The organism is Candidatus Palauibacter irciniicola (assembly GCF_965208695.1).
Classification (GTDB): domain Bacteria; phylum Gemmatimonadota; class Gemmatimonadetes; order Palauibacterales; family Palauibacteraceae; genus Palauibacter; species Palauibacter irciniicola.
The window spans coordinates 2861505-2883965 of sequence record NZ_OZ242352.1 but is presented as its reverse complement, the minus strand read 5'-3'; the positions used below and the strand labels follow the sequence as shown (position 1 = coordinate 2883965).

At 69.0% G+C, this 22461-nt stretch carries 17 protein-coding genes; 12 read left to right on the top strand and 5 right to left on the bottom strand.

The features are described from left to right. Nucleotides 1-20: 20 nt before the first annotated feature. The 7 genes from ACOGI9_RS12480 (at nt 21) to ACOGI9_RS12450 (ending at nt 8972) form a co-directional block, all read left to right on the top strand. On the top strand, nt 21-935 hold the full coding sequence (locus tag ACOGI9_RS12480) for a sulfurtransferase (protein WP_419857443.1): 915 nt from the start codon (nt 21-23) through the stop codon (nt 933-935). A 73-nt stretch (nt 936-1008) separates the two neighbouring features. Beyond that, nucleotides 1009-2547: an FG-GAP repeat domain-containing protein gene (locus ACOGI9_RS12475; protein WP_419857442.1), complete on the top strand. Its 1539-nt coding sequence runs from the start codon at nt 1009-1011 to the stop codon at nt 2545-2547. Nucleotides 2548-2572: 25 nt separating this feature from the next. Continuing rightward, nucleotides 2573-2980 carry a peptide-methionine (R)-S-oxide reductase MsrB gene (msrB, locus tag ACOGI9_RS12470; protein ID WP_419857441.1) on the top strand — a complete coding sequence of 136 codons (408 nt, stop codon included), beginning with the start codon at nt 2573-2575 and terminating at the stop codon, nt 2978-2980. A gap of 11 nt (nt 2981-2991) precedes the next feature. Further along, nucleotides 2992-5256, top strand: coding sequence for a multicopper oxidase domain-containing protein (locus ACOGI9_RS12465; RefSeq protein WP_419857440.1), 2265 nt, complete (start codon nt 2992-2994; stop codon nt 5254-5256). Further along, a complete protein-coding gene (locus ACOGI9_RS12460; RefSeq protein ID WP_419857439.1) occupies nt 5253-6710 on the top strand; it encodes an amidohydrolase family protein in 1458 nt (485 codons plus the stop codon). Before ACOGI9_RS12465 ends, ACOGI9_RS12460 begins: the two co-directional genes overlap by 4 nt. A gap of 13 nt (nt 6711-6723) precedes the next feature. After that, nucleotides 6724-7959: a tetratricopeptide repeat protein gene (locus ACOGI9_RS12455; RefSeq protein ID WP_419857438.1), complete on the top strand. Its 1236-nt coding sequence runs from the start codon at nt 6724-6726 to the stop codon at nt 7957-7959. A 5-nt stretch (nt 7960-7964) separates the two neighbouring features. Further along, nucleotides 7965-8972, top strand: a complete 1008-nt coding sequence (locus ACOGI9_RS12450; protein ID WP_419857437.1) for an SDR family oxidoreductase — start codon at nt 7965-7967, stop codon at nt 8970-8972. A 54-nt stretch (nt 8973-9026) separates the two neighbouring features. Here ACOGI9_RS12450 and ACOGI9_RS12445 read toward each other — a convergent pair whose 3' ends face one another. From ACOGI9_RS12445 to ACOGI9_RS12425, 5 genes are all read right to left on the bottom strand, one after another. Next, nucleotides 9027-9434, bottom strand: coding sequence for a type II toxin-antitoxin system VapC family toxin (locus ACOGI9_RS12445; RefSeq protein ID WP_419859293.1), 408 nt, complete (start codon nt 9432-9434; stop codon nt 9027-9029). 5 nt (nt 9435-9439) lie between these two features. Then, the gene (locus ACOGI9_RS12440; RefSeq protein ID WP_419857436.1) at nt 9440-9682 is read right to left on the bottom strand and encodes a type II toxin-antitoxin system Phd/YefM family antitoxin; all 243 of its coding nucleotides are present in this window, start codon (nt 9680-9682) and stop codon (nt 9440-9442) included. 193 nt (nt 9683-9875) lie between these two features. Then, the gene (locus tag ACOGI9_RS12435; RefSeq protein WP_419857435.1) at nt 9876-10508 is read right to left on the bottom strand and encodes a hypothetical protein; all 633 of its coding nucleotides are present in this window, start codon (nt 10506-10508) and stop codon (nt 9876-9878) included. A 140-nt stretch (nt 10509-10648) separates the two neighbouring features. Further along, nucleotides 10649-11734, bottom strand: a complete 1086-nt coding sequence (locus ACOGI9_RS12430; RefSeq protein WP_419857434.1) for a prephenate dehydrogenase/arogenate dehydrogenase family protein — start codon at nt 11732-11734, stop codon at nt 10649-10651. A 21-nt stretch (nt 11735-11755) separates the two neighbouring features. Next, a complete protein-coding gene (locus ACOGI9_RS12425; RefSeq protein WP_419857433.1) occupies nt 11756-13102 on the bottom strand; it encodes a sodium-dependent transporter in 1347 nt (448 codons plus the stop codon). Between the two features lie 193 nt (nt 13103-13295). On the opposite strand from ACOGI9_RS12425, the gene ACOGI9_RS12420 reads away from it, so the two are divergent. The 5 genes from ACOGI9_RS12420 to ACOGI9_RS12400 all read left to right on the top strand — a co-directional run bounded on the left by ACOGI9_RS12420 (nt 13296) and on the right by ACOGI9_RS12400 (nt 22453). Beyond that, nucleotides 13296-14282: a threonine ammonia-lyase gene (locus ACOGI9_RS12420; RefSeq protein WP_419857432.1), complete on the top strand. Its 987-nt coding sequence runs from the start codon at nt 13296-13298 to the stop codon at nt 14280-14282. Between the two features lie 62 nt (nt 14283-14344). Next, on the top strand, nt 14345-16492 hold the full coding sequence (locus ACOGI9_RS12415; protein WP_419857431.1) for a DUF5916 domain-containing protein: 2148 nt from the start codon (nt 14345-14347) through the stop codon (nt 16490-16492). 8 nt (nt 16493-16500) lie between these two features. Beyond that, nucleotides 16501-18933 (top strand): DUF1592 domain-containing protein, encoded by a 2433-nt coding sequence (locus ACOGI9_RS12410; RefSeq protein WP_419857430.1) that lies wholly within the window; start codon nt 16501-16503, stop codon nt 18931-18933. Nucleotides 18934-18970: 37 nt separating this feature from the next. Continuing rightward, nucleotides 18971-20371 (top strand): DUF1552 domain-containing protein, encoded by a 1401-nt coding sequence (locus ACOGI9_RS12405; RefSeq protein WP_419857429.1) that lies wholly within the window; start codon nt 18971-18973, stop codon nt 20369-20371. Between the two features lie 36 nt (nt 20372-20407). After that, on the top strand, nt 20408-22453 hold the full coding sequence (locus tag ACOGI9_RS12400) for an ankyrin repeat domain-containing protein (RefSeq protein ID WP_419857428.1): 2046 nt from the start codon (nt 20408-20410) through the stop codon (nt 22451-22453). Nucleotides 22454-22461: the final 8 nt, after the last annotated feature.

Here is a 22461-nt window from a genome sequence, read left to right as displayed (position 1 = left end):
CGAGTTCCGGAGAAATCCTCATGCGACGATTCCCAATGCGACCCGCGGCGGTCCTCACGATCTGGCTGGCAGCACTGACCGTTTCGGTACAGGCCGGCGCCGCGCAGGCGAATCCGGGCATCCTCGTGAGCGGCGACTGGCTCGTGGAGCACGGCGACGACCCTGATGTCGTCGTGCTCCACGTCGGGATGGGCCGCATGGCGCCCCTCGAGGAATATGTGCGGGGGGCGCGCTTTCTCGAGTACCACGACATCGCCGTCGAGCGGAACGATCTCATCACCGAACTCGCGCCGGTCGAGGATCTCGTCGAGGTCTTCCGCGCCGCGGGCGTCTCCAACGACAGCCATGTGGTCGTGGTGGGGGACCCCGGCCTTCACGCGGCCCGCGTCTTCATGACGCTGGATTACCTGGGCCACGGCGACCGCACCTCGGTGCTCGATGGAGGGCTGGCGGCGTGGAAGGCGGCGGGAGGCGAAGTCACCGCCGAGCCGGCGACGCCCGTCCTCGGCGACTTCGAGGCGGACGTCCGGGAAGACATGATCGTGACGGCGGAGTGGATCCACGACCGTCTCGACGACCCGGACGTGACGCTGATCGACGCACGGCCGGAAGACGAATACACGGGTGAGCGACCGGGCCGGGATTTCCTGCGGGGCGGGCACATTCCCGGCGCCTACAACCTTTACTGGCAGGATCTCACGGGCGAGGACATCCCCACGCTGATCGACCTCGCCGAGGTGGAGGCGCGCTTCGAGGAGGCGGGGGCGAAGAAGGACGGCGTCGTCGTCAGCTACTGCCTCATCGGCATGCGGGCGAGCTACACCTACATGATTTCGAGATATCTGGGCTACGACACGAAGTTCTACGACGCTTCCTGGAACGATTGGGGGCGGCGGGAGGATCTGCCGCTCGTCACCGGCCGTGAACGCCGGTAGCTTGAGAAGTCCGGTGTAACGCTGGGTTCGCGCGCGGCGGACCCTGTGGGTTCGAGCTGTTGGAGGTTGAGAGATGAAGACCCTCTCCGGAGTACTTGGTGCACTCGTCATCGCCGCGGTGGCGGTGCTCGTTCTTGTCGGCACGGACCGCAGCGAGGCGGCCGCGACGGAGGCCCCGCCCGCCGCCGCCGTGGGATCCTCGTCGGCCGCTGTGTCTCTCGTCTCGCCGGCCCCGCACTCGATCGAAGCCGGTCCCGAGTCGCCGGTCGAACTGGTCCTGGCGCAGCCGCTCGATCCGGGAGGGTTCGATCCGGCGGCGCTGTCCGTGTTCGGCCGCTGGAGCGGCGTGATGACCGGCTCCGTGCAGCTCTCGGACGATGGCCGGCGCATCCGCTTCGAGCCCGGCGGGTCCTTCCACGCCGGCGAATCGGTCACGGCTTCGCTGCGCGCCGGAGAGAAGCTCGCGTCGGGCGGCGCGATGGAAACGGGTTTCGCGTGGAACTTCTGGATCCGGCCCCAGGCGGGCTCGCTCGACATGATCGACCGAGGTTCGCGGATCGTGCTCGACGACGGTGAAAAGCACGTCCAGCCCTACGGGGCCTACGCCGGCGACTTCAACGGCGACGGTTACCCCGACATCGCGATCCCCAACGAGGTCTCCGCCGACGTCCGCGTCATGTTCAACGACGGCAAGGGGGACTACAACGAGTTCCGCGTCCTCGACATCCCGGGCGGGAGTTGGCCGAGCCCGAACGAAGGCGCGGATTTCAACGGCGACGGCCTCACGGACTTCGTGGTCGGGAACGCGGGGAACGATCTCGTGTCCGTCTTCCTCGCCGACGGGAACGGCTGGTTCGAACTGGGGAGCAACATCGAGTCCGGACAGAACGTCCGCGGCGTGTGCATCGGCGACTTCGACCAGGACGGGTGGCCGGATGTGGCGGCGGTGAACATGTCCGTCGGACCCGAGGAATCGCGCGGCAACGTCGCCATGCTGCTCAACAACGCGGACGGGACGGGCGATCTGCGGCGCGCTTCCGAGATCGCCTCGCCGGGCCAGGGCGAGAAGACGTGCGCGACGGCGGACGTAAACAACGACGGCCTGCCCGACCTGCTCGTCGGCGCCTACTTCACCGACGAGGTCCTCACCTACCTGGGGGACGGGCGCGGCAACCTTGAGCTGGGCACGCGCGTGCGCGCCGGCGGCAAGCCGTGGATGATCGTGGCGGGCGATGTGAACGGCGACGGGAACGTCGACGTGATGTCCGCGAACCGTGAAGGGAACAATGTGGCCGTCCTCCTCGGCGATGGCGCGGGCGCCTTCGCGGATCCCGTCGAGTACGAGACGGGCGAGTCGCCGCTGGCGGTCGACGTGGGCGACATCGACGGTGACGGCGACCTCGACGTGGTGACGAGCGATTTCGAGGGCAACAGCTTCACCGTGCACGAGAACGCGGGCGACGGAACGCTCGTGAACCCCCGGTCGTACGCGGCGAGCACGAACGGCTCGTGCGTCGTCATTCACGACCGCGACCTCGACGGGGACCTCGATCTCACGGGCGTGGATGAGACGGACGACAAGATCTTCATCCTGGAGAACCCCGGGGGCTGACCCGGTAGACGGGAAGACGGGAGAGATGGGGAAGATAGCCAGGAAGGCGAAGGGGGAATGGCGGGAGAAGCTCCCCGAGCAGGCCTACAAGGTGCTGTTCGAGGAAGCGACCGAACGCGCGGGGACGAGTCCGCTGAACGATGAGAAGCGTCCCGGCACGTTCGCGTGCGCGGCGTGCGGGGAGGCGCTGTTCACGACCGACATGAAATACGACAGCGGCACCGGGTGGCCGAGCTTCTTCGAGACGCTGCCCGAGGCCTTCGAGACGAAACGCGACTTCAAGCTCATCCTGCCGCGGACCGAATATCACTGCGCCCGCTGCGGCGGACACCACGGCCACGTCTTCAACGACGGGCCCGAGCCGACGGGCAAGCGGTACTGCAACAACGGCGTCGCGCTCCGGTTCATCCCGGACGACGACCCGGACGACTGATCCGACATCCGGTGCGGGCGCTGACGGCGGGGGTGTTCGGCCTGCTCGCCGCGGCGCCCGCCGCGGCAGGCCAGCTTCCCGGCTCCAGCGGTGCCTGCGAAGCGCGGGCCGCGGAGACGCGCGCCGCCGGGGCGGCGGGTGCGCTCACGGACACGCCGACGGGCCGGGTGGCCGCCGACCTCCATTGCATCAGTCTCTTTTCCACGGCGCGGAGCGGCGACGCGCAGGGGTTCGTCGAACTCGGGCGGGTGCCGTCGCCGTTCGGCGTGACGGTGACGCCGTCCGGCCACCATGTCCGCGCGTTGACCGCGCACATCGAGGGCCTCCCGCCACCCTCCAGCCTCGGGCCGTATACGGTCTACGTGGCGTGGGCGACGCCGCTCGAACTGGCTCCCGTGGTGTCGCTGGGGCCGGTCGGGAACGGCGAGCACGCGCTGGGGCGCGTCGCGTTCAACAAGTTCCTCGTGATGGTCAGCGCGGAGGCGTCGGCCGATGTGGAGGAGCGCGAGGGGCCGCTCGTGCTGAGGGGGCGCTCGCCGTCCGCGCTCATGGAGGCGCACGACCTCCTGGCCCTCGCGCCATCGGCGACGCGGCGTGCGGCCGACCGGGCCCCGACGCGCTGGGACGCGCCGCCCGCGTACCCCGGCATCGCCATGCTGCCCGGCGTGATGGACCTCGAACCGCGCGCCCGCCCCGCGAGCCTCCGAAGCGCGGCCGACCTGCCCCCGTGGGAGTCGCTTCCCGAGGCTTCCGAGCATCAGATCGTCAACCTCCCGGATGGGGGCACGCTCGACCTCGAGGCCACCGTCGTCCGACGGGACATCGAAGGCCGCCGACTCGCCATGCTCGCCTTCAACGGCCAGCACCCCGGACCCCTGATCCGGGTCCCGGAGCAGTCCACCATCTTCGTGAACTTCACGAACCGGACCCCGTATCCGACGGCGGTGCACTGGCACGGCATCCGGCTCGACAACGCGTTCGACGGCGTCCCCGGCCTCACCCAGGACCCCGTCGCCCCCGGCGAGTCCTTCCGGTACCGGATCTTCTTCCGGGACGCGGGCATCTACTGGTACCACCCGCACCACCGCGAGGACGTCCAGCAGGAACTCGGCCTGTACGGGAACCTCCTCGTCGACCCCGCCGACCGGGACTACTACGGGCCCGCGAACCGCGAGGAAGTCCTCCTGCTCGACGACATCCTCCTCGACGAGGACGGACTCGTGGACTTCGGGGAGGAATCGGCGAACTACGTGCTCATGGGCCGGTTCGGGAACCGGGCCCTGGTCAACGGGGAGCCGAACTACGAACTGGAGGTCGACCGCGGCGAGGTCGTCCGCTTCCACCTCACGAACGCCTCGAACACGCGCACCTTCAACCTCTCCTTCGTGGACACGGAACGCGGCGGGCTTCCCGATCCCGACCAGCGCGTGTCGGATCCCGACGCGGCGGACCCGAATCGTCTTCCGCTCAAGGTCGTCGCGTCGGATGTGGGCCGCTTCGAGCGCGAGGAGTGGACCAGAAGCGTGGTCCTGGCTCCCGCGGAGCGCTACGTGATCGACGTCCGCTTCGACCGCCCCGGCACGCACGCGCTCGTCAACCACGTCCAGGGGATCAATCACCGACAGGGCGTCTTCCGGGCCGAACTCCGGACCCTGGGTGCCGTCACCGTGGCGTCGCGACCCGCGGCCCACGATCACGGGCCCTCCTTCGAGACCCTGCGCGAGCATGCGGACGTCATTGCGGACATCGACCGCTACCGGCCGCGCTTCGACGACGAGCCCGACCACGAACTCGTGATGACGCTCGAGACCGAGGATCTCCCGCTCCCCATCGAACGCTCGATGGCCTACGACTGGGTCTACTTCAACCCGGTGGAATGGACCGGGACGATGCCGCGCATGAACTGGGCCACGACCGGCCGCGAGGTCCGCTGGGTCCTGAGGGAAACGGCCACGGGGCGGGAGAACGAAGAGATCGAGTGGAACTTCGCCGTCGGGGATGTGGTGAAGATCCGCGTCGTCAACGACCGCGGCGCCTTCCACGCGATGCAGCACCCGCTCCACATCCACGGTCAGCGCTTCCTCGTCCTGTCGCAGAACGGCGTGCCGAACCCGAACCTGGCGTGGAAGGACACGGTCCTGTTGCCCGCCGCATCCACGACGGACATCCTGCTGGAACTGTCGAACCCCGGCCGCTGGATGATCCACTGTCACATCGCGGAACACCTCGAAGCCGGGATGAAGATGGTGATGAACGTCGCAGACGCCCCGCAGTGAGAAAGGAACCCCTCATGATGACCGCCCGCCGCCGTTCCCTTCCGGCCCTCGTCGCGGCGCTTGCCGTCGGGGGAATGTCGTCCACGGAAGCGCAGTCCCAGGAAGCGATGGAGGACTTCATCGCGGTGCAGGCGCCCACCGTGGCGCTCACGAATGTCAAGGTGATCGATGGGACCGGAGGCCCGCCCCGTGAAGGCCAGACCATCGTCATCCGGGACGGCCGCATCGCGGACATCGGCCCCGCCGGCGAGGTCGCGGATCGGATCCGGAACGCGCAGGTCCTGGATCTCGAGGGCCACACCGTGATCCCGGGTCTCATCGGGCTCCACAACCACAGCTACTACACGGGCGGGAACGGTCGCGCCGCGCAGCTCTCCTTCTCCGGGTCGCGACTCTACCTGGCGTCGGGCGTGACGACGATCCGGACGACGGGGGCGCGCGCGCCGTACGAGGAGATCAACCTCAAGCGGGCCATCGATGAAGGGCGCACCATCGGCCCCAACATGTTCACAACCGGTCCCTACCTCACGGGGCAGGAGGGTTCGCAATCGATGGCCCAGCTCGAGGGGCCGGAGCAGGCCCGCCGTCTCGTCCGCTACTGGGCCGAGGAGGGGGTGCCCTGGTTCAAGGCGTACACCTGGATCAGCCGGGAGGAACTCGGCGCGGCGATCGACGAGGCGCACCGGCACGGCGTGAAGGTGACGGCCCACCTCTGCTCCGTCGGATACCGGGAGGCGGTGGCGCTCGGGATCGACAACCTGGAGCACGGCCTGCTCGCGAACAGCGAGTACTTCCCCGGGAAGGAACCGGACGACTGCCCATCCGGCTTCCGGAACGGCTACGCCGACCTCGACGTGGACTCCGAGGAGGTGCAGGAAACGTTCCGCATGATGATCGAGAACGACGTCGCGATGACCTCTACGCTGGCCGTGTACGAGATCTCCGTGCCGGGGCGGGGCCCGATCGACGAGCGCGTCTACGACATCCTCGCGCCCGAAATCGCGGCGGAGGTGCGGGAGATCGCGGACCTGCGCCGGAACGCGACGCTCGATTCCGGGATCGGAATCCACCCCGACGTCTACCGGAAGGCGCTCGAGTACGAGTACGCCTTCGTGCAGGCGGGGGGCACGCTCGCGGCCGGGGTCGACCCGACGGGGTACGGGGCGGCGCCTCCCGGCTACGGCGACCAGAAGAACTACGAACTTCTGCTCGAGGCCGGGTTCACGCCCGCCGAGGTCGTCCGGATCATGAGCGCGAACGGCGCCAGGGTGCTGGGCATCGACGACGAAACGGGAACGATCGAGGTCGGCAAGGTCGCGGATCTCGTCGTGCTGGAGGGAGACCCGGAAGCCGACGGCCACATCCGCGAGACCCGCATCGTGTTCAAGGGCGGCGTGGGCTGGGACGCGCCCAAACTCATCGAGTCGGTCCGCGGCATCGTCGGCATCCGCTGACCGGCCGTCCCCGGTGAACTCGCGACTGGCGGCCTCGCGAGGAGAGGTGTCGGTCCGCCTCTCGGGCCTGACGATCATCGCTCTCCTGGCCGGTTTCCTCGGCGGTGCGCGGCCCGCCGCCGCGCAGGTGACCGCTGCGGACTCCGCCGCGGTGCTCGTCGCGACGGCGGGCGACTTCGAGGAGCGCGGCGAACTCGACGTTGCCCGGGCCCTGTATGAGGAGGTCGTCCGCCGCTACCCCGACACCCCGGGTGCGGCGCTGGCCCGGGCTCGGCTGGAAGGGTTGGGGGCGCCGGCGGGGGCGGTGCCGGTGGGGCTGGGGCAGGGCGGCGCGGCGCAGGACCGGCGCGGCGATACGGAGTTCCGCGTCTGGTCGACGCTCTACGGTCTGTGGCTGGGGGGCGTCGCGGTGCCCATGCTGGCGGACGCGCGCAGTTCCGAGTCGCACGGCGTCGGTCTTCTGCTCGGCGGGCCGGTCGGTTACCTCGCTGGCCGCGTGTTCTCGCGGTCCCTCTCGGTGGGACGGTCGCGCACGATCAGTTGGGCCGGCACGTGGGGCACCTGGCAGGGCGTGGGCTGGGCGCACGCGCTGAATCTGGGCGTCGATCCGGACTGCGAGTACTGCGATCCGGACGACCAGGAGGCCTTCACCGCGGCAGTGGCCGGTGGACTGGCCGGCATCGCCACGGCCGCGCTCCTCGCGCGCGAGACTTCGGAGGGCACGGCCGCGGCGACGTACCTGGGGAGCCTGTGGGGGACGTGGTTCGGCCTCGGGGGCGCGGTCGCGCTGGATCTGGATGACGATGCGATGTGGGCGAGCACGCTGCTCGTGGGCAACGCGGGCCTCATCGCCGGAGCGCTCGCCGGGAGCCGGTTCGACCTGTCCTCCCGTCGCGCGCACATGATTAGCCTCGGGGGCCTGATCGGTGGTTTCGGCGGAGTCGGCATTTCGCTCATCACGAAACCGGACAGCGACAGCGGCGCCTTCGCGATTCCGCTTGCGACGAGTCTCGCGGGTCTGGGCCTGGGGGCCCTGCTGACTCCGGAGGGCGACGGCGCGCCGGAAGGAGCGTCGAGCGCGGCCCGCGCGGCGCCCGGTTCGTTGTCGCCGGCCCTCCTGAACTGGTCGGACGGAGCCCGACTCGAGGTCGGCCTGCCGCTGCCGTTCGCCACGACCGTCCTCGACCCGCGGCGGAACGGCCGGCGGCACACCGCCTGGAATGTCCCCCTCCTCCGCCTGCGCTTCTGAACCGTATGCCGGACCGTCCGCTCAAAGGCCGGGTGGCCGTCGTCGCCGGCGCGACGCGCGGCGCCGGGCGCGGCATCGCCCGCATGCTCGGCGAGGCGGGCGCCACCGTCTACTGCACCGGCCGCAGCGTCCGGGGCCATCCCGCCACGCCGGGGCGGCCGGAGACCCTGGAGGAGACGGCGGAGCTGGTGACGTCGGAGGGGGGCCGGGGCGTCGCCGTCCGCGCCGACCACACGGTCGAGTCCGAGGTCGAGCGGCTCTTCGCCCGCGTCCGTGACGAGGCGGGCCGGCTCGACGTCCTGGTGAACGATATCTGGGGCGGCGACGCGCTGACCGAGTGGGGGAAGTCCTTCTGGGAACTCTCCATCGCGCAGGGCGAGCGGCTGCTGGAGCGCGCCGTCCACACGCACATCATCACGAGCCGGCATGGCGCTCCGCTGATGGTCGCGCGCAACGCCGGACTCATCGTCGAAGTCACCGACGGCGACACGTTCGGCTACCGCGGCAACCTGTTCTACGACCTGGCGAAGAACGCGGTCGTCCGGCTGGCCTACGCGATGGCCGCCGACCTCCACCCGCACGGCGTGACGGCGCTCGCGATCACCCCCGGATTCCTGCGCTCCGAGGCGGTACTCGACCACTTCGGCGTCACCGAGGCGAACTGGCGCGACGCGATCGAGAAGGACGAGTACTTCGCCGAGTCCGAGACCCCGTGCTACGTCGGCCGCGCCATCGCCGCCCTCGCCGCCGACCCGAACGTCGCGGCGAAGAGCGGCGGGCTGTTCTCGAGTTGGACCCTCGCGAAGGAGTACGGCTTCGCCGACATCGACGGACGCCGACCCGATTGGGGCACTTTCTTCCTGAAGAAGGTGCGGGGAATCCTCGAACGGGACGCACCGCCGGACGAGATGGATGTCTTCGTCATCCGCAGCCGCCTCTACCAGGCGGAACTCGACCCGTCCGCCAGCGAGGAGGCCGACCGCCTCCGCGCCTGGCTCTCCCGCCACGAGTAGCGGATCCCCCGGCCACGTTCCCACGGGAACGCGCCGGAGCCCCTCCGAATCCGGCTACGTGGCGGTCGGCATCTCGAGCCCCGCCGCTCGTGCCGCGTCCCCGAGCGCCCGATCCAGCGTGGCAAGCGGCAATCGCATCCGGATGGCCAGTTCCAGGTACGTGGCATCGTAGACGGAGAGCCCGTGCGCGTGGGCGACCTCGAGCACCGGTCCACGGATGCGGGACGTGGAAACCGGATCGATCGTGAGCGGCAGAGCTTCCAGGTTTCGCCAGATCCGCGGCCAGTCGGTTTCGGCGATCCGCCCCCGGCGCGTAGCGACGAGCAGCACGTTCGCGACCTCGACCGGCCACAGGGACGGAACGAACGCTCGGCCCTCCCTCAGGGCATCCCGGAGCCGAGCTGTCTCCTCGGTCGCCTCGTCCGGGAACACCCAGGCCATCGTGACGGAACAGTCGAGCACGAACGTCAACGCCGGCGACCCTCCTCGATCATGTCCCGAACGGAGAGCCCGCCGAGACTGTGCGTCTCCTGGAACGCCTTCAGGTCGTCGATCGCGGCCTGAACCTTGTCGGGGTCGGTCGTACGGAAGGGGATCAACTCCGCAACCGGACGGCCGTGCCTCGTGATGACGAAGCGCTCCCCCGTCTGCACGCGCCGCAGGAGGCGCGGCAGGTGCGTCTTGGCTTCGAAGGCGCCGATGTCCGGCATGTTCCTGCTCCCGAATCGAATCCGAAAATTTAGACTAGACTGATACTAGTCTAAACTGGCAGGGCCACGCAACATCTCCGTGCCTCAAGTCAAGACAGTTCATTTATGGACCTTGGTTAAGGCAGACGACAGCGTGGGGCGTGGACAGCGTCGCGAATGGGCGTGCCAGCGATCACCTTCTTGTCGGTACAGCTTAATTCGACGAGCGCAGCGTTCGATCGATTTCCGCCAGAATCTCGGTGCCGATCAGTATCTCGTTGACGGGAGCGCACGACCTAAAGTCTACCGTCATCGGCTCATCGAGACCCGATATCCGGAGTCGTGTCCTAAACGGTGCTCGAATGGTCTGATTGTAGGCTGCGCGAATCTCGATAAAGACGCCACGATAGAGGGCTGGATGCTGCTCCAGGTGCACGGATATGCGTTCTTCGACGGGGTCGTAGGAGAGATCGGAAGTGTCGTACCTCTCGTGATCCTCCGGAGAGAGTTCCTTCTCTTCGCACGTAACGTCCAACCATTCCGGTGCCGCGCGCTCCAATGCGGATACCGACCCGACGCGCCTTATGAGGTTTTCGTCACTCATGGTCCACTGTTGCGGATGGCTATACTCGCTGTCGTCCACGCCACGCTGGTTTTCTAAGGTCTCATTGACAGCATCCCAGACATCCTGAAACGGTGCATCGCGAACCGCATGCCACACGATTGGTCCGATCGCCGCGCGAGATGGATAGGTCTGCCGCTGCACAACGGGCCCCCTATCCTGAACGTCCGGACCACTACAGCTCCACGGGAGAACCACAACCACGACCGCAAGCAGCTTCTTCATCATGTCTCTCCATTGGGCACTCCAGAAAGCCAACCAATGGGTATTATAGGTGGGCCCTCGCAAGGTTACGACCGGACCAGCGTACGGGGGCACCCTAGAGTCTGGTCTTGGGTCGATACCTCGGTCGAGTCGGCGATCCGCTATTCCGGGGAAGCGCGGGACTCCAGGTAGTCCCGACCGGCCGACATCAGGGCGACGAAGGCGTCCTCATCCCCCGCTTCCACCGCGTCGCGGACCCTCTCCGCCGCCGCCACGAGTTCCTTCAGCGCGACGTCTCCGTACTCGTTCAGCGACTGAATCTCGAAGTACATGTGCGGGTTCTCGCCGGCCAGCGCGCGCGCCACGTCCAACTGGGCCTCGAACGTCGTGCTCGACACGTCCGCCAGGCGCGGCGTCGTTTCGCCGGAGCGCGCCAGCGCCGTGAAGAAGGCGATGTTGAGGGCGTGCGAGAGCCCCAGCACGAATCCCATCACCCGGTCGTGGCTCTCCAGGTCCATGCGCACCCGCGTAGCCATGGTCGAGGCGAAGAGCGCCTCCGCTCCCTCCGTCGCGCCGGGGCAGCCCACGTCCACGAAGATCACGTGTTCCCCGGAAAGGAGTTCGGTGTCGGGACCGAACATGGGGTGGACGGACGTGACGCGGACCCCCGCCTCGCTCAGCGCCGTCAGGCCGGAGCGCAGCGGACTCTTGAGCGAACCGATGTCGAACACCAGGCCCGGCGGTCCGATCTCCGCCAACCGTTCGAGGATCTCGTTGGCGATGGCCATGGGCGTCGCCACCACGATCAGGTCGTGATCCAGCGACGTGGTCATCCAATCCGCGTGATCCCCCCCCTCGGGGTCGGCGTTCTCCACCTCGAACCCCTGGGACGAGAGGAAGCGGACGAACCACCCGCCCATCTTCCCGGAACCGCCGATGACGAGGGCGCGTTTCCCGCCTCCTCTCGCGGCCGCCGCCACGCTGCCCCGTTCCTGCACGGCGAGCGATGAACGGATCAGCGACAGGACGAGATCCTCGGCCAGCCGCGGCGGAAGCCCGAGCTCTCTCGCGGCGGCGCGGGCCCGCTCGATGACGACCTTTTCCTGCCGGTAGTCGCGCGGGGCCGTCTGCGAGGCGCGCTTCCGCTCCCCGATCTTCGCGGAGACGGCCTGCCGCCGGGCGACGAGTTCGAGCAACTCGCGGTCGATGCGCGCGAGTTCGTCTCTGAGTTCCTCGAGGTTCGACACGTCCCGCTCCCGAAGTCCGATCTAGCCCGCGATCACGCGGATCGTCTGCCGCAGCGCGATCCAGCTCACGTACGCCAGCAGAGGCGGCGCCACGTAGCGAATCAGGAAGCGCGCCGCCGGAATCAGGCGCGCGAACCGCGGCGAGGCCCCGATCCGGAGTTCCTCCTCCGGGTGCTTCATCACCCAGCCCACGAGCACCGCGATGGCGAGTACGCCCAGCACGGTGAGGAGTTCCGCCGCCACCTGGTCCATGATTCCCAGTGCGCCGAGTGAAAGCGCCGGCGCGACCCCGGTCGCGGCGATGAGGAGGCCCGAAGCGAGCGTCGCCCGGCGGCGCGTCCAGCCCCATTCGTCGATGAGAATCGAGGCCGCCACCTCCAGCAGGGAGACGGCGGAGGTGATCGCCGCCACGATCACGGCGCTGAAGAACAGTGTACCGACGATGCGGCCCATCGCCTCCATCTGGGCGAACGCACTCGGGAGCGAGATGAAGAGCACACCGAGCGTGCTCTCCCCCACGTCCTCCGAGAGCCCGAGCCCGAAGACGATCGGAAACACGACGAGCCCCGCGACGAAGGCGACGGAGAAATCCGAGAGCGCGATCACGGCGCTTTCGCGCCCGAGGTCGGTGCGCTTCGAGAGGTAGGAGGAATACGTGACCATGATCCCCATCCCCACGCTCAGCGAATAGAAGGCGTGGGCGGCCGCGCCCTGCAGCACGACGGGATCCAGCAGTTCGCTCAGCGATGGGGAGAGGTAGAAGCGGTATCCCTCCGCGGCGCCCGGCAGCGTCGCGGCCCAGATCGCGAGGCCGATGAGAAGGAGGAAGAGGAGCGGCATGAGCAGCATGCTCGCCCGCTCGATCCCCTTGCGGACGCCGAACGCCACGATCCCGACGGTCGCGGCGATCGACATCAGGTGGAAGACGACCGCGGAGGGGCCGGACGCGACCGACGCGTAGCGCCCCGCGGCGTCCGCGTGGAATCCGGTGGTGAGCCCGTCGAGGGCGTAGCGGAGGGCCCAGCCCGTGATGACGGACAGGTAGGCCATGATCACGGTCGACGTCACGAGGAAGAGGAGCCCCGCCGCCGCCCATCGCCTGCCGCCGACCGCGCGCAGGGCGCCGATCGCCGACCGGCGCGCGCGCCGGCCCACGGCGAACTCCGCCAGCATCATCGGCACGCCGATGAGGAACGCCATGCAGACGTAGGCCACGAGGAAGGCCGCGCCGCCGCCCTCGGCCGTCTGGTAGGGGAAGCGCCACATGTTCCCCAGCCCGACCGCGGACCCCACCGCGGCGAGCACGAAACCGACCCGGCTGCCGAAGCGTTCGCGCGCGGAGTTCGGGGTGTCCGATGACTGGTTCAAGTGGCGGATCCTCGATCGGATGTCCTTGCGGGCGGGGGCGTGTGAGTGTCGCCGACGGATGCCTCCCGCCGCAAGATCGTGAGCGCGGCACCCGTTGCGCGTTCGGGTTCCGCCGGGGGATTATCGACGACGCCCCGGCGGACCCCAATCCGGACCCGGCCGCCGCCCCACCCACCCGAGAGAGACGGCGCCCGTGACGGCACATGTCGAGATCCCCGGACTCACGCTGACGCGTGAGGACTTCGAGCGCGCGCGGGAGCACGTCGCGCCGCACGTCCATCACACGCCGCTGCTCACGTCGCGCTCGCTCAGCGAGGCTTCCGGGTTCGACATCCGGCTCAAGGCCGAACTCTTCCAGAGGGGCGGTTCGTACAAGGTGCGAGGGCCGCTGAACGTGATGGCGCACATGAGCGAGGAGGAGAAGGCGCGGGGCATCATCTGCTCCTCCGCCGGGAACCACGCGCAGGGCGTCGCGCTCGCCGCCCGCCTGTACGGGATCCCCGCCGTCGTCGTGATGGCGGAGAACGCGACGCCGGCCAAGGTCGCGGCCACGGAGGGGTACGGCGCGGAGGTGGTCCTCCACGGATCGATCTGGGACGAGGCGAACGAGCGGGCCCTCGAACTGGTCGAGGAGCGTGGGCTCACCTACGTGCACCCCTTCGACCACCCGCGCCTGATCGCGGGCCAGGGCACGCTCGGCCTCGAGATTCTCGAGGACTGGCCGGAGGTCGAAGTCGTCGTCATCCCGATCGGGGGCGGGGGGCTCATCTCGGGTAACGCGATGTCCCTGAAGAGCGTGAACCCCGCCATCCGCCTGATCGGCGTGGAATCGTCGGGGGCGCCCGCCATGAAGCGCACGGTCGAATCCGGAGAGATGGTGACCCTGGAGACCGTGGACTGCGCGATCGATGGGCTGAAGGTGATGCGGGTCGGCGACAACACGGCGTCCGTCGTGAGCCGTTTCGTGGAGCGCGTCGTCACGCTTCCCGACGAGGACATCTTCGACGCCATGCTGTGGCTGATGACGCGGGCGAAGCTCGTGACCGAGGGCGCGGCCGCGGCGCCGGTCGCCGCCGTCCTCCACGGGCTCATCGACGCGCCGCCGGGGACGAAGGTGGCCTGCGTCCTCAGCGGCGGGAACCTCGACGTCGAACAGTTGAGGGGGCTGAGCTGGAACTGAACGGCGGTCTCCGCCTCGCTACGCTCGTCTCCCTGCTCGGTTCGCTGGTGCCGGCCGGCGCCATGGCACAGGAGCCGGGCCAGGAGGGACCGGCACGGATCGCGGTCGAATCCGCGCCCCGCCCCACCGCCGCGGCCCTGCGCACGGAGGTGCCGCCCACCGTGGATGGCCGCCTCGACGACCCCGTCTGGCGGCAGGCTCAGCCTCTCACCGGATTCGTCCAGTCCCGTCCCGACACCGGGGCGCCGGCCACCGAGAACACCGTCGTCTACTTCGTCCACGACGACCGGGCCCTCTACATCGGCGCGATCTGCCACGACTCGGAGCCCGACCGCTACTTCATCTCCAGCCTGAAGCAGGACTTCAACAGCGGGTCATCGGACGTCTTCGGCGTGGCGCTCGACACGTACCTCGACCGCCGCAACGGGTTCATGTTCCTCGTGAATCCCGGCGGGGCGCTCAAGGACGTCCAGCTCTTCGACGACAGCCGCTCCGAGAACCAGGCGTGGGAAGGCCCCATCCGCGTCGAGACGACCCGGGATGACGAGGGGTGGACGGTGGAGATCGAGATCCCGTTCTCCACGCTCCGCTTCAATCCCTCGGAGGAGGACCAGACGTGGGGACTCCAGATCCTGCGCCGCATCCGGCGCAAGGCGGAGGACACGTTCTGGGCGCCGCTCGACCGGCGCGACCAGATCCACAAGATGTCGAAGGCGGGGACGCTGACGGGGTTCCGGGGCGTGGGGCCGGGACTCAACCTGCGCGTGAAACCCTACGCCCTCGCGCAGGACCAGACGGGGACGCTGGTCGAGGAAGGACGGGCCGGCACGCAGGCCGACATCGGGCTCGACCTCAAGTACGGGGTCACGCCGGGGCTCACGCTCGACCTCACGTACAACACGGACTTCGCCCAGGTGGAGGTCGACCAGGAGCAGGTCAACCTGACCCGCTTCCCGCTCTTCTTCCCTGAGAAACGCGACTTCTTCGTCGAGAATTCCGGAACCTTCGCCTTCGGCGACCAGTCGGAGCGCAGCTACCGGACCGGCGTCTCGCTGCGCGACTTCACCCTCTTCCACTCGCGCCGTATCGGGCTCACGGGGAGGGGGGAGCCGATCCCGATCCTCGGCGGCGCGCGGCTCACGGGCCGGACGGCCGGGTTCGAGGTCGGCCTCATGAACCTCCAGACCCGGTCCGGCCGCGGCCTCCCGGCCGAGAACTTCTCGGTCATGCGGGCGCGCCGGAGCGTGTTCGGGACGTCGGACGTGGGGGCGATCTTCATCAACCGGCAGGCGACCGGCTCGGACGTCGAGGGAACCCCCGACTTCAACCGCAACGTCGGTTTCGATGCGAACCTGAGGCCGCTCCCGTCGCTGCTCTTCGCCCCGTTCCTGGCCTGGACCGACTCGCCGGATGCCGACGGGAACGCCCTTGCGGGCCGGATGTGGGTCGGCTGGCGCGACGAACTGTGGGACGTGTCCGCGCTGTGGCGCCACGTGGGGGAGGACTTCAACCCGACGGTGGGCTTCGTGCGCCGGCGCGACATCCGCCAGAGCTACGCCACGGTGGGGCTCCACCCGCGGCCGCCCGTGCCCGGGGTGCAGGAGGTCAATCCCTGGGTCGAGCTCGACTACATTCGGGATCTCGAATCCGTCCTCGTGACGCGGAGACAAACGGCGGGGTTCGGGATCTCGTTCCTGAACGGGAGCGGGCTCACGCTGAACTACACGGACCGGTTCGAACTTCTGCGGGAACCCTTCCGCGTCTCGAAGGACGCGACAATCCCGACCGGCCGCTACGACTTCGGCTCGGGCTCGGTGCAGTACCGGTCGGCGCCGGGCCGGGCGCTGACGGGGTTCGTCCGTGTCGAGCGCGGCGGGTTCTTCGACGGCACGCTGACGTCGCTGTCGGGCGGCCTCATGTGGCGGCCGAGCCATCACCTCTCCGTCGACCTCTCGGCGAACCACAACGACATCTCGCTCCCGGACGGGGCGTTCACGGCGGACGTGTTCGGAGGGCGGGTCGACTACGGCTTCTCGACGAAAGTCTTCGCGAGCGCCTTCGTCCAGTACAATGCGGCCGAGGACCAGTTCGTGACGAACGTGCGCTTCAACTACTATCTTGCACAGGCTGGATGCGGGGAGGGGTCATTGCGTCCAAACGCCGCGGCGGGTCGCGGTGTTTGCCCAGTTGGATCGGGCGACAGCCGGTGAGGGACTACATGAAGAAGTTCGCGATCGCGGCTCTGGGAACGGCGGCGCTGTATCTCGTCGTCACGGGCGAGGATGCGCCGCTCGGCGCGCCTTCGCACGCCCTTGCGGTCGCACCTGCCCCGGACACCGTCGCGAACTCGGTTATCCAGACGGTGTGCACCCGCTGTCACAACGACTCGCGCCGGGCGGGCAACCGCTCCTTCCTCGAGTTCGACGCCACCGAGCCGCAGGCCGACCCCGAGACCGCCGAGCAGATGATCCGGAGGCTCCGCGCCGGCATGATGCCGCCGCCCGGCGTCCGGCGTCCGGACGAAGCCACGCTGACCGCCGTGGTCGAGGAACTCGAGACGCGCATGGACGCGGCGGCGCACGCGGACCCGAACCCGGGGACGCGGACCTTCCAGCGCCTCAACCGCGCGGAATACCGGCGCGCGGTCCAGGACCTGCTCGACCTCGACGTCGACATGGAGGCGTTCCTCCCGACCGAGACGATCAGCGACAACTTCGACAACATCGCCGACGTCCAGATGATGTCCGCGACGCTGATGGAAGGCTATCTGCGGGCGGCGAGCGAGATCAGCCGCATGGCGGTCGGCGACCCCGACGCGGGCCCGCGTCAGGTCACCTACAAGGTGCCGAAGACGGCGTCGCAGGCGGCCCGGGCCGAGGGCGCGCCCTTCGGGACGCGGGGCGGGATCTCCGTGATCCACGTCTTCCCGGCCGACGGGGAGTACGTGTTCAAGATGGACATGCACCCCGGCCCCACGGGGTTCCTGTACGGGATGACCGCCCCCGACGAAAAGATCGAGGTTTCGATCGACGGCACGCGCGTGGCGCTGCTCGAGATCGACCCGTTCATGTCGGAGTCCGACCCGCAGGGGATGGTGATCGAGACCGAGCCGATCCACGTGCGGGCGGGTCCGCAGCGGGTCACGGCGGCCTTCCTGCTCAACGCCGAGGGTCCGGACAACGACCTCATCAAGCCGATCGACTACAAGCTGGCCGACTCGAACATCGGCAGCGCCTACGGCGTGACGACGCTCCCGCACCTGCGCGACTTCCTCGTCACGGGGCCGTTCGCGGTCACCGGCATCTCGGAGACGGCGAGCCGCCAGCGGATCTTCTCCTGCCGGCCCACGGCGCCCGACGAGGAGCGGCCCTGCGCGCGGCAGATCATCAGGACGCTGGCGGCCAAGGCCTACCGCCGGCCGCTGGAGACCGAAGACGTCGAGGATCTGATGGTGTTCTTCGATCTCGGTGTCGAGGAGGGCGGGTTCGAGGTCGGCATCCGCACCGCGCTCCAGGCGGTCCTCGCGAGCCCGCACTTCGTCTTCCGTCTCGAGGAGATGCCGGCGGACGTGGCGCCCGGGGACATCTACCGTCTGAGCGACGTCGACCTCGCCACCCGGCTCTCCTACTTCCTGTGGGGCACGCACCCGGACGACGAACTCGTGGCGGTGGCCGACGCGGGCCGCCTCTCGGACCCGGCGGTGCTGGAGGCTCAGGCGCGACGCATGCTCGACGACCCGCGGTCGGAGGCCATGGCGACGCGCTTCGCCTACCAGTGGTTCCGCCTGCAGGACCTGGAGAAGATCCACCCCGACGCGCTGCTCTACCCGTATTGGGATCACCGGCTCGTCGAGGCGATGCTGCAGGAGACGCAACTCTTCTTCGAGCATCTCCTGCGTTCGGATGCGTCCTTCTTCGAACTGCTCACGGCGGACTACACCTTCGTGAACGAGCGTCTTGCGCGGCACTACGGCATTCCGGACGTGACCGGCGAGGAGTTCCGCCGGGTCGGGATCCCGGACGAGGCGCGCCGCGGACTGCTGGGCCACGGGAGCATCCTCACCCTGACCTCGCACGCGGACCGCACGTCGCCGGTCCTGCGCGGGAAGTGGGTGATGGAGGTCCTGCTCGGGACTCCGCCGCCGCCGCCCCCGCCGGACGTGCCCGACCTCGAGGCGACGGACGAGGCGGAGGATGGGCGCTTCCTGACCGTGCGCGAGCGGCTCGAGATGCACCGCTCGAATCCGGCCTGCCGGTCGTGTCACCGGGTGATCGACCCGATCGGCCTCGCGCTGGAGAACTTCGACGTCACCGGGGCGTGGCGGATCAAGGACCAGGGGCGGACGGTGGACACGTCGGGCGAACTCTACGATGGAACGCCGATCCTGAGCGCGACGGATCTCAGGGCCGCTCTGCTGGACCGAGAGGACTCGATGGTCCGGACCTTCATCGAGAACCTCATGGCGTATGCCCTGGGCCGGCGGATCGAGTACTACGACATGCCCACCGTGCGTGAGATCGCACGCGTGGCGGAGGCCGATGACTATCGGATGACATCGTTCATCATGGAGGTCGTGAAGAGCGCGCCCTTCCAGATGAGCGCCGTGGAGATGGTAGCCGAGGAAGATATCGACGCAGGCGGCACGCACTGAGGGAGCCGCCCGGCGGAACAGATCAGGAGGAGTGAGCATGGAACTCATCACGGGTAAGCACATCTCCCGCCGCATGGCCCTGAAGGGCGTGGGGGCGACGGTGGCGCTGCCGTTCCTGGACGCGATGCTGCCGGCCGGCCGGCTGTGGGCCTCCACGAAGTCGCTCACGGATGTGAAACGGTTCGTGGCCATCGAGATGGTGCACGGGGCCGCCGGGTGCAACGAGTGGGGCGCGTCGCAGTTCATGTGGTCGCCCGAAAAGGTGGGGCGCGACTTCGACCTCGCGCCGAGCAGCCTGAGCCCGCTCGATCCGTGGCGAGATTACCTGACGATCATCTCGAACACGGATGTCGAGAACGCGGAGGCGAAGACGGCGAAGGAGATCGGCGGCGACCACTTCCGTTCCAGCGCGACCTTCCTCACCCAGGCCCACGCGAAGCAGACCGAGGGCTCCGACGTGTACGTCGGCACCTCGATGGACCAGTACTACGCACAGCGTTTCGGGCAGGACACGCCGATCCCCTCCATGCAGCTCTGCATCGAGAACGTGGACCAGGCCGGCGGCTGCGCGTACGGCTACGCATGCGTGTACACCGACACGATCAGCTGGGCGTCGCCCGCCGAGCCGCTGCCCATGATTCGTGATCCGCGGGCCGCGTTCGACCAGTTGTTCGGGGCCGGCGGGACGTCGGAGGACCGGGCCCGGCGCAGGCGCACGGACCGCAGCATCCTGGACTGGATCATGGGAGAGGTCAGCGGCCTCAAGCGCTCTCTCGGGGCCACGGACCAGCGGCGGCTGGATCAGTACCTCGACAACATCCGCGAGATCGAGCGCCGCATCGAGCGCATCGAGGCGCACAACACGAGCGGTGAAACGCGCGAGATCCCCGAAGCCCCGCCGGGCGTGCCGGATGACTTCGCCGAGCATGTCCACCTGATGTTCGACCTGCAGGCGCTGGCCTTCCAGTCGGACCTGACGCGGGTGTTCTCGTTCAAGCTGGGCCGCGACGGGTCGGGCCGCGTGTATCCGGGCAGCGGCGTGGATGCCGGCTTCCACCCGGCCTCGCACCACGGGGGTCGCGAGGAGCGCGTGATCGACTACGAGAAGATCAACCGCTACCACGTGAGCATGGTGCCGTACCTGCTCGAGAAGCTGGCCAGCATCGAGGAGCCCGATGGGAACCTGCTCGACAAGAGCATGATCCTGTACGGCTCGCCGATGGGCGACTCGAACCTGCACAACCACAAGCGTTGCCCGCTGTTCGTGGTCGGGAAGGCCGGCGGCGAACTCGAAGGCAACATGCACATCAAGGCGCCGGACGGGACGCCGATGGCCAACGTGATGCTGAGCCTGATGCACAAGCTCGGCCTCGAGGACATGGAGAGCTTCGGCGACAGCACCGGCGACTTCTCGTTCTCGGCGGTCGCCCAGGACTGAGTCACCGGACCGGTCGGAGGGTCGGAGGCAAGATCGATGTTGAAGAGAATCGGTAAGGCCGGACTTCGGGCGGGGGTTCTCGTCGCGCTCTGCGCGACCACGCTGTGGGCTGCCGTGGCGACGGACGCGCCCGTCGCCGAAGCGGCGGCACAGGGAGACCTCGAGGCCGTCCGTACGCTCCTCCGGGACGGGGCCGATGTGAACGCGGCCCAGGGCGACGGGATGACGGCGTTGCACTGGGCGGCCCTGCGGGGCGACGCGGAGATGGTTTCGGTGCTCGTCTACGCCGGCGCCAACGTCGCGTCGACCACGCGCCTCGGCGCCTACACGCCGCTACACCTCGCGAGTCGGGACGGTCGGGCCGACGCGGTCGCCCTCCTGCTCGAGGCCGGCAGCGACGCCAACGCGGCGACGACCACCGGCGCCACGCCGCTCCACCTGGCCGCGGCGGGCGGTGACGTGCCGACCCTCACCGGCCTGCTCGAGGCCGGGGTCGAGGTCGACGCGCAGGAACGGGCGAACGGTCAGACGCCGCTCCACTTTGCCGCAGCGGCCGGACGCCTGGAGGCGGTGCAGGCGCTGATCGCTGCCGGCGCGGACGTGTCGATTGCGTCGAGCGTGTTGGACTTCGTCGAGAAGGCGCGCACGGACAGCGAAGCCCGAGGACGGCGGCGAGAGGTTCTCACGGCGATTCGGAAGGCCGAAGCCGAGGCGCGCGGTGAGACCGTGGAGGTCGGGATCACCCGCACGGACACGCCGTCCGGCCAGGAGCCGACGCGGCGCGAGGCGGCGGATCGGGCGGATCGGGACCAGACGGGCACGGCCGCCGCGACGCAGGGCGCCGGCACGACGCCCGGCCAGGAACCCGCGGCCGCCGCGCCGGAAGAGACGCCGGCGGAGGAACCCGACGAAGTCCAGGGCGAGGATCCGCCCGAGGACGAAGCGGCCCCCGAGGAAGAGGCGGCCCCCGAAGAAGAGGCTGCGGACGAGGAGGAAGAAGCCGAGGAGACCGAGGAGGCCGACGAAGCCGCAAAGGTCGAAGAGGCCGAGAAGGTCGAGGAGCCGGCGGCGCCCGCGCCGCGGCCGCTGAGCTACAGCGACATCGTCGGCAAGCAGGGCGGCATGACCGCGCTCCACTACGCGGTTCGCGAAGGCCACTTCGAGACGGTCCGGGCTCTCGTCGCGGCGGGCGCCGATGTCGACGGACGCACCGAAGGCGACCTGAGCACCCCGCTCGTCGTCGCCACCGTGAACGGGCACTACGACCTCGCGGCCTGGCTGCTCGAGCAGGGGGCGGACCCGAACCTGGCCAGCGAGGACGGCGTGGCGCCGCTCTACGCGACGGTCGCGAACCGCTGGGCTCCCAAAGCGCTGTACCCGCAGCCGACCGCGTTCCGCCAGCAGGAACTCGACTACATGGAGCTGATGGAGATGCTCCTCGCGGCCGGGGCGGATCCGAACGCTCGCGTGAACACGCATATCTGGTACTCGGCGTACAACTTCGACCTGCTGGGCGTGAACTTCAGCGGCGCGACGCCCTTCTGGCGCGCCGCGAAGGCGCTCGACATCCCGGCCATGGAGATGCTCGTGGCCGCCGGTGCCGATCCGCACATGCCGACGCGGAAGGCACCGGAGCGTCGCCGCCGTCGGCCCGCCGATGAGGAAGAGGAAGAGGATCCGAGCGGACTGCCGCCCGTCGAGGTCGGCGGGCCGGGCATCCCGCCGCTCGTCGCCGCCGCGGGATACGGCTACGGGCGCTCACGTACGGGCAACCAGCACCGGCACCGGCCCGATGAATGGATGGCCACGGCCATATACCTCGTCGAAGAGTTGGGCGCGGACGTGAACGGACGCGACTCCGATGGGTTCGGCGCGCTGCACTACGCCGCGGCGCGCGGCGACAACGAGTTGATCGAGTACCTCGTCGGCAAGGGCGCCGACCCGCTCATCGTGGCCCGCAGCGGCCAGACGACGGTCGACATGGCGAACGGCCCGATCCAGCGCGTGCAGCCGTTCTTCGAGACGATCGCCCTCCTCGAGAGCATGGGCGCGAAGAACAACAACAACTGCCTCAGCTGCTGAGCGACCGA

Bases quoted from the DNA above. Each gene is read 5' to 3' on its own strand.
- ACOGI9_RS12440 (WP_419857436.1), bottom strand. From the start codon at position 9,682: ATGCCGGACATCGGCGCCTTCGAAGCCAAGACGCACCTGCCGCGCCTC.
- msrB (WP_419857441.1), top strand. From the start codon at position 2,573: ATGGGGAAGATAGCCAGGAAGGCGAAGGGGGAATGGCGGGAGAAGCTC.
- ACOGI9_RS12410 (WP_419857430.1), top strand. From the start codon at position 16,501: ATGAAGAAGTTCGCGATCGCGGCTCTGGGAACGGCGGCGCTGTATCTC.
- ACOGI9_RS12480 (WP_419857443.1), top strand. From the start codon at position 21: ATGCGACGATTCCCAATGCGACCCGCGGCGGTCCTCACGATCTGGCTG.
- ACOGI9_RS12475 (WP_419857442.1), top strand. From the start codon at position 1,009: ATGAAGACCCTCTCCGGAGTACTTGGTGCACTCGTCATCGCCGCGGTG.
- ACOGI9_RS12450 (WP_419857437.1), top strand. From the start codon at position 7,965: ATGCCGGACCGTCCGCTCAAAGGCCGGGTGGCCGTCGTCGCCGGCGCG.
- ACOGI9_RS12435 (WP_419857435.1), bottom strand. From the start codon at position 10,508: ATGAAGAAGCTGCTTGCGGTCGTGGTTGTGGTTCTCCCGTGGAGCTGT.
- ACOGI9_RS12405 (WP_419857429.1), top strand. From the start codon at position 18,971: ATGGAACTCATCACGGGTAAGCACATCTCCCGCCGCATGGCCCTGAAG.
- ACOGI9_RS12400 (WP_419857428.1), top strand. From the start codon at position 20,408: ATGTTGAAGAGAATCGGTAAGGCCGGACTTCGGGCGGGGGTTCTCGTC.
- ACOGI9_RS12415 (WP_419857431.1), top strand. From the start codon at position 14,345: ATGGCACAGGAGCCGGGCCAGGAGGGACCGGCACGGATCGCGGTCGAA.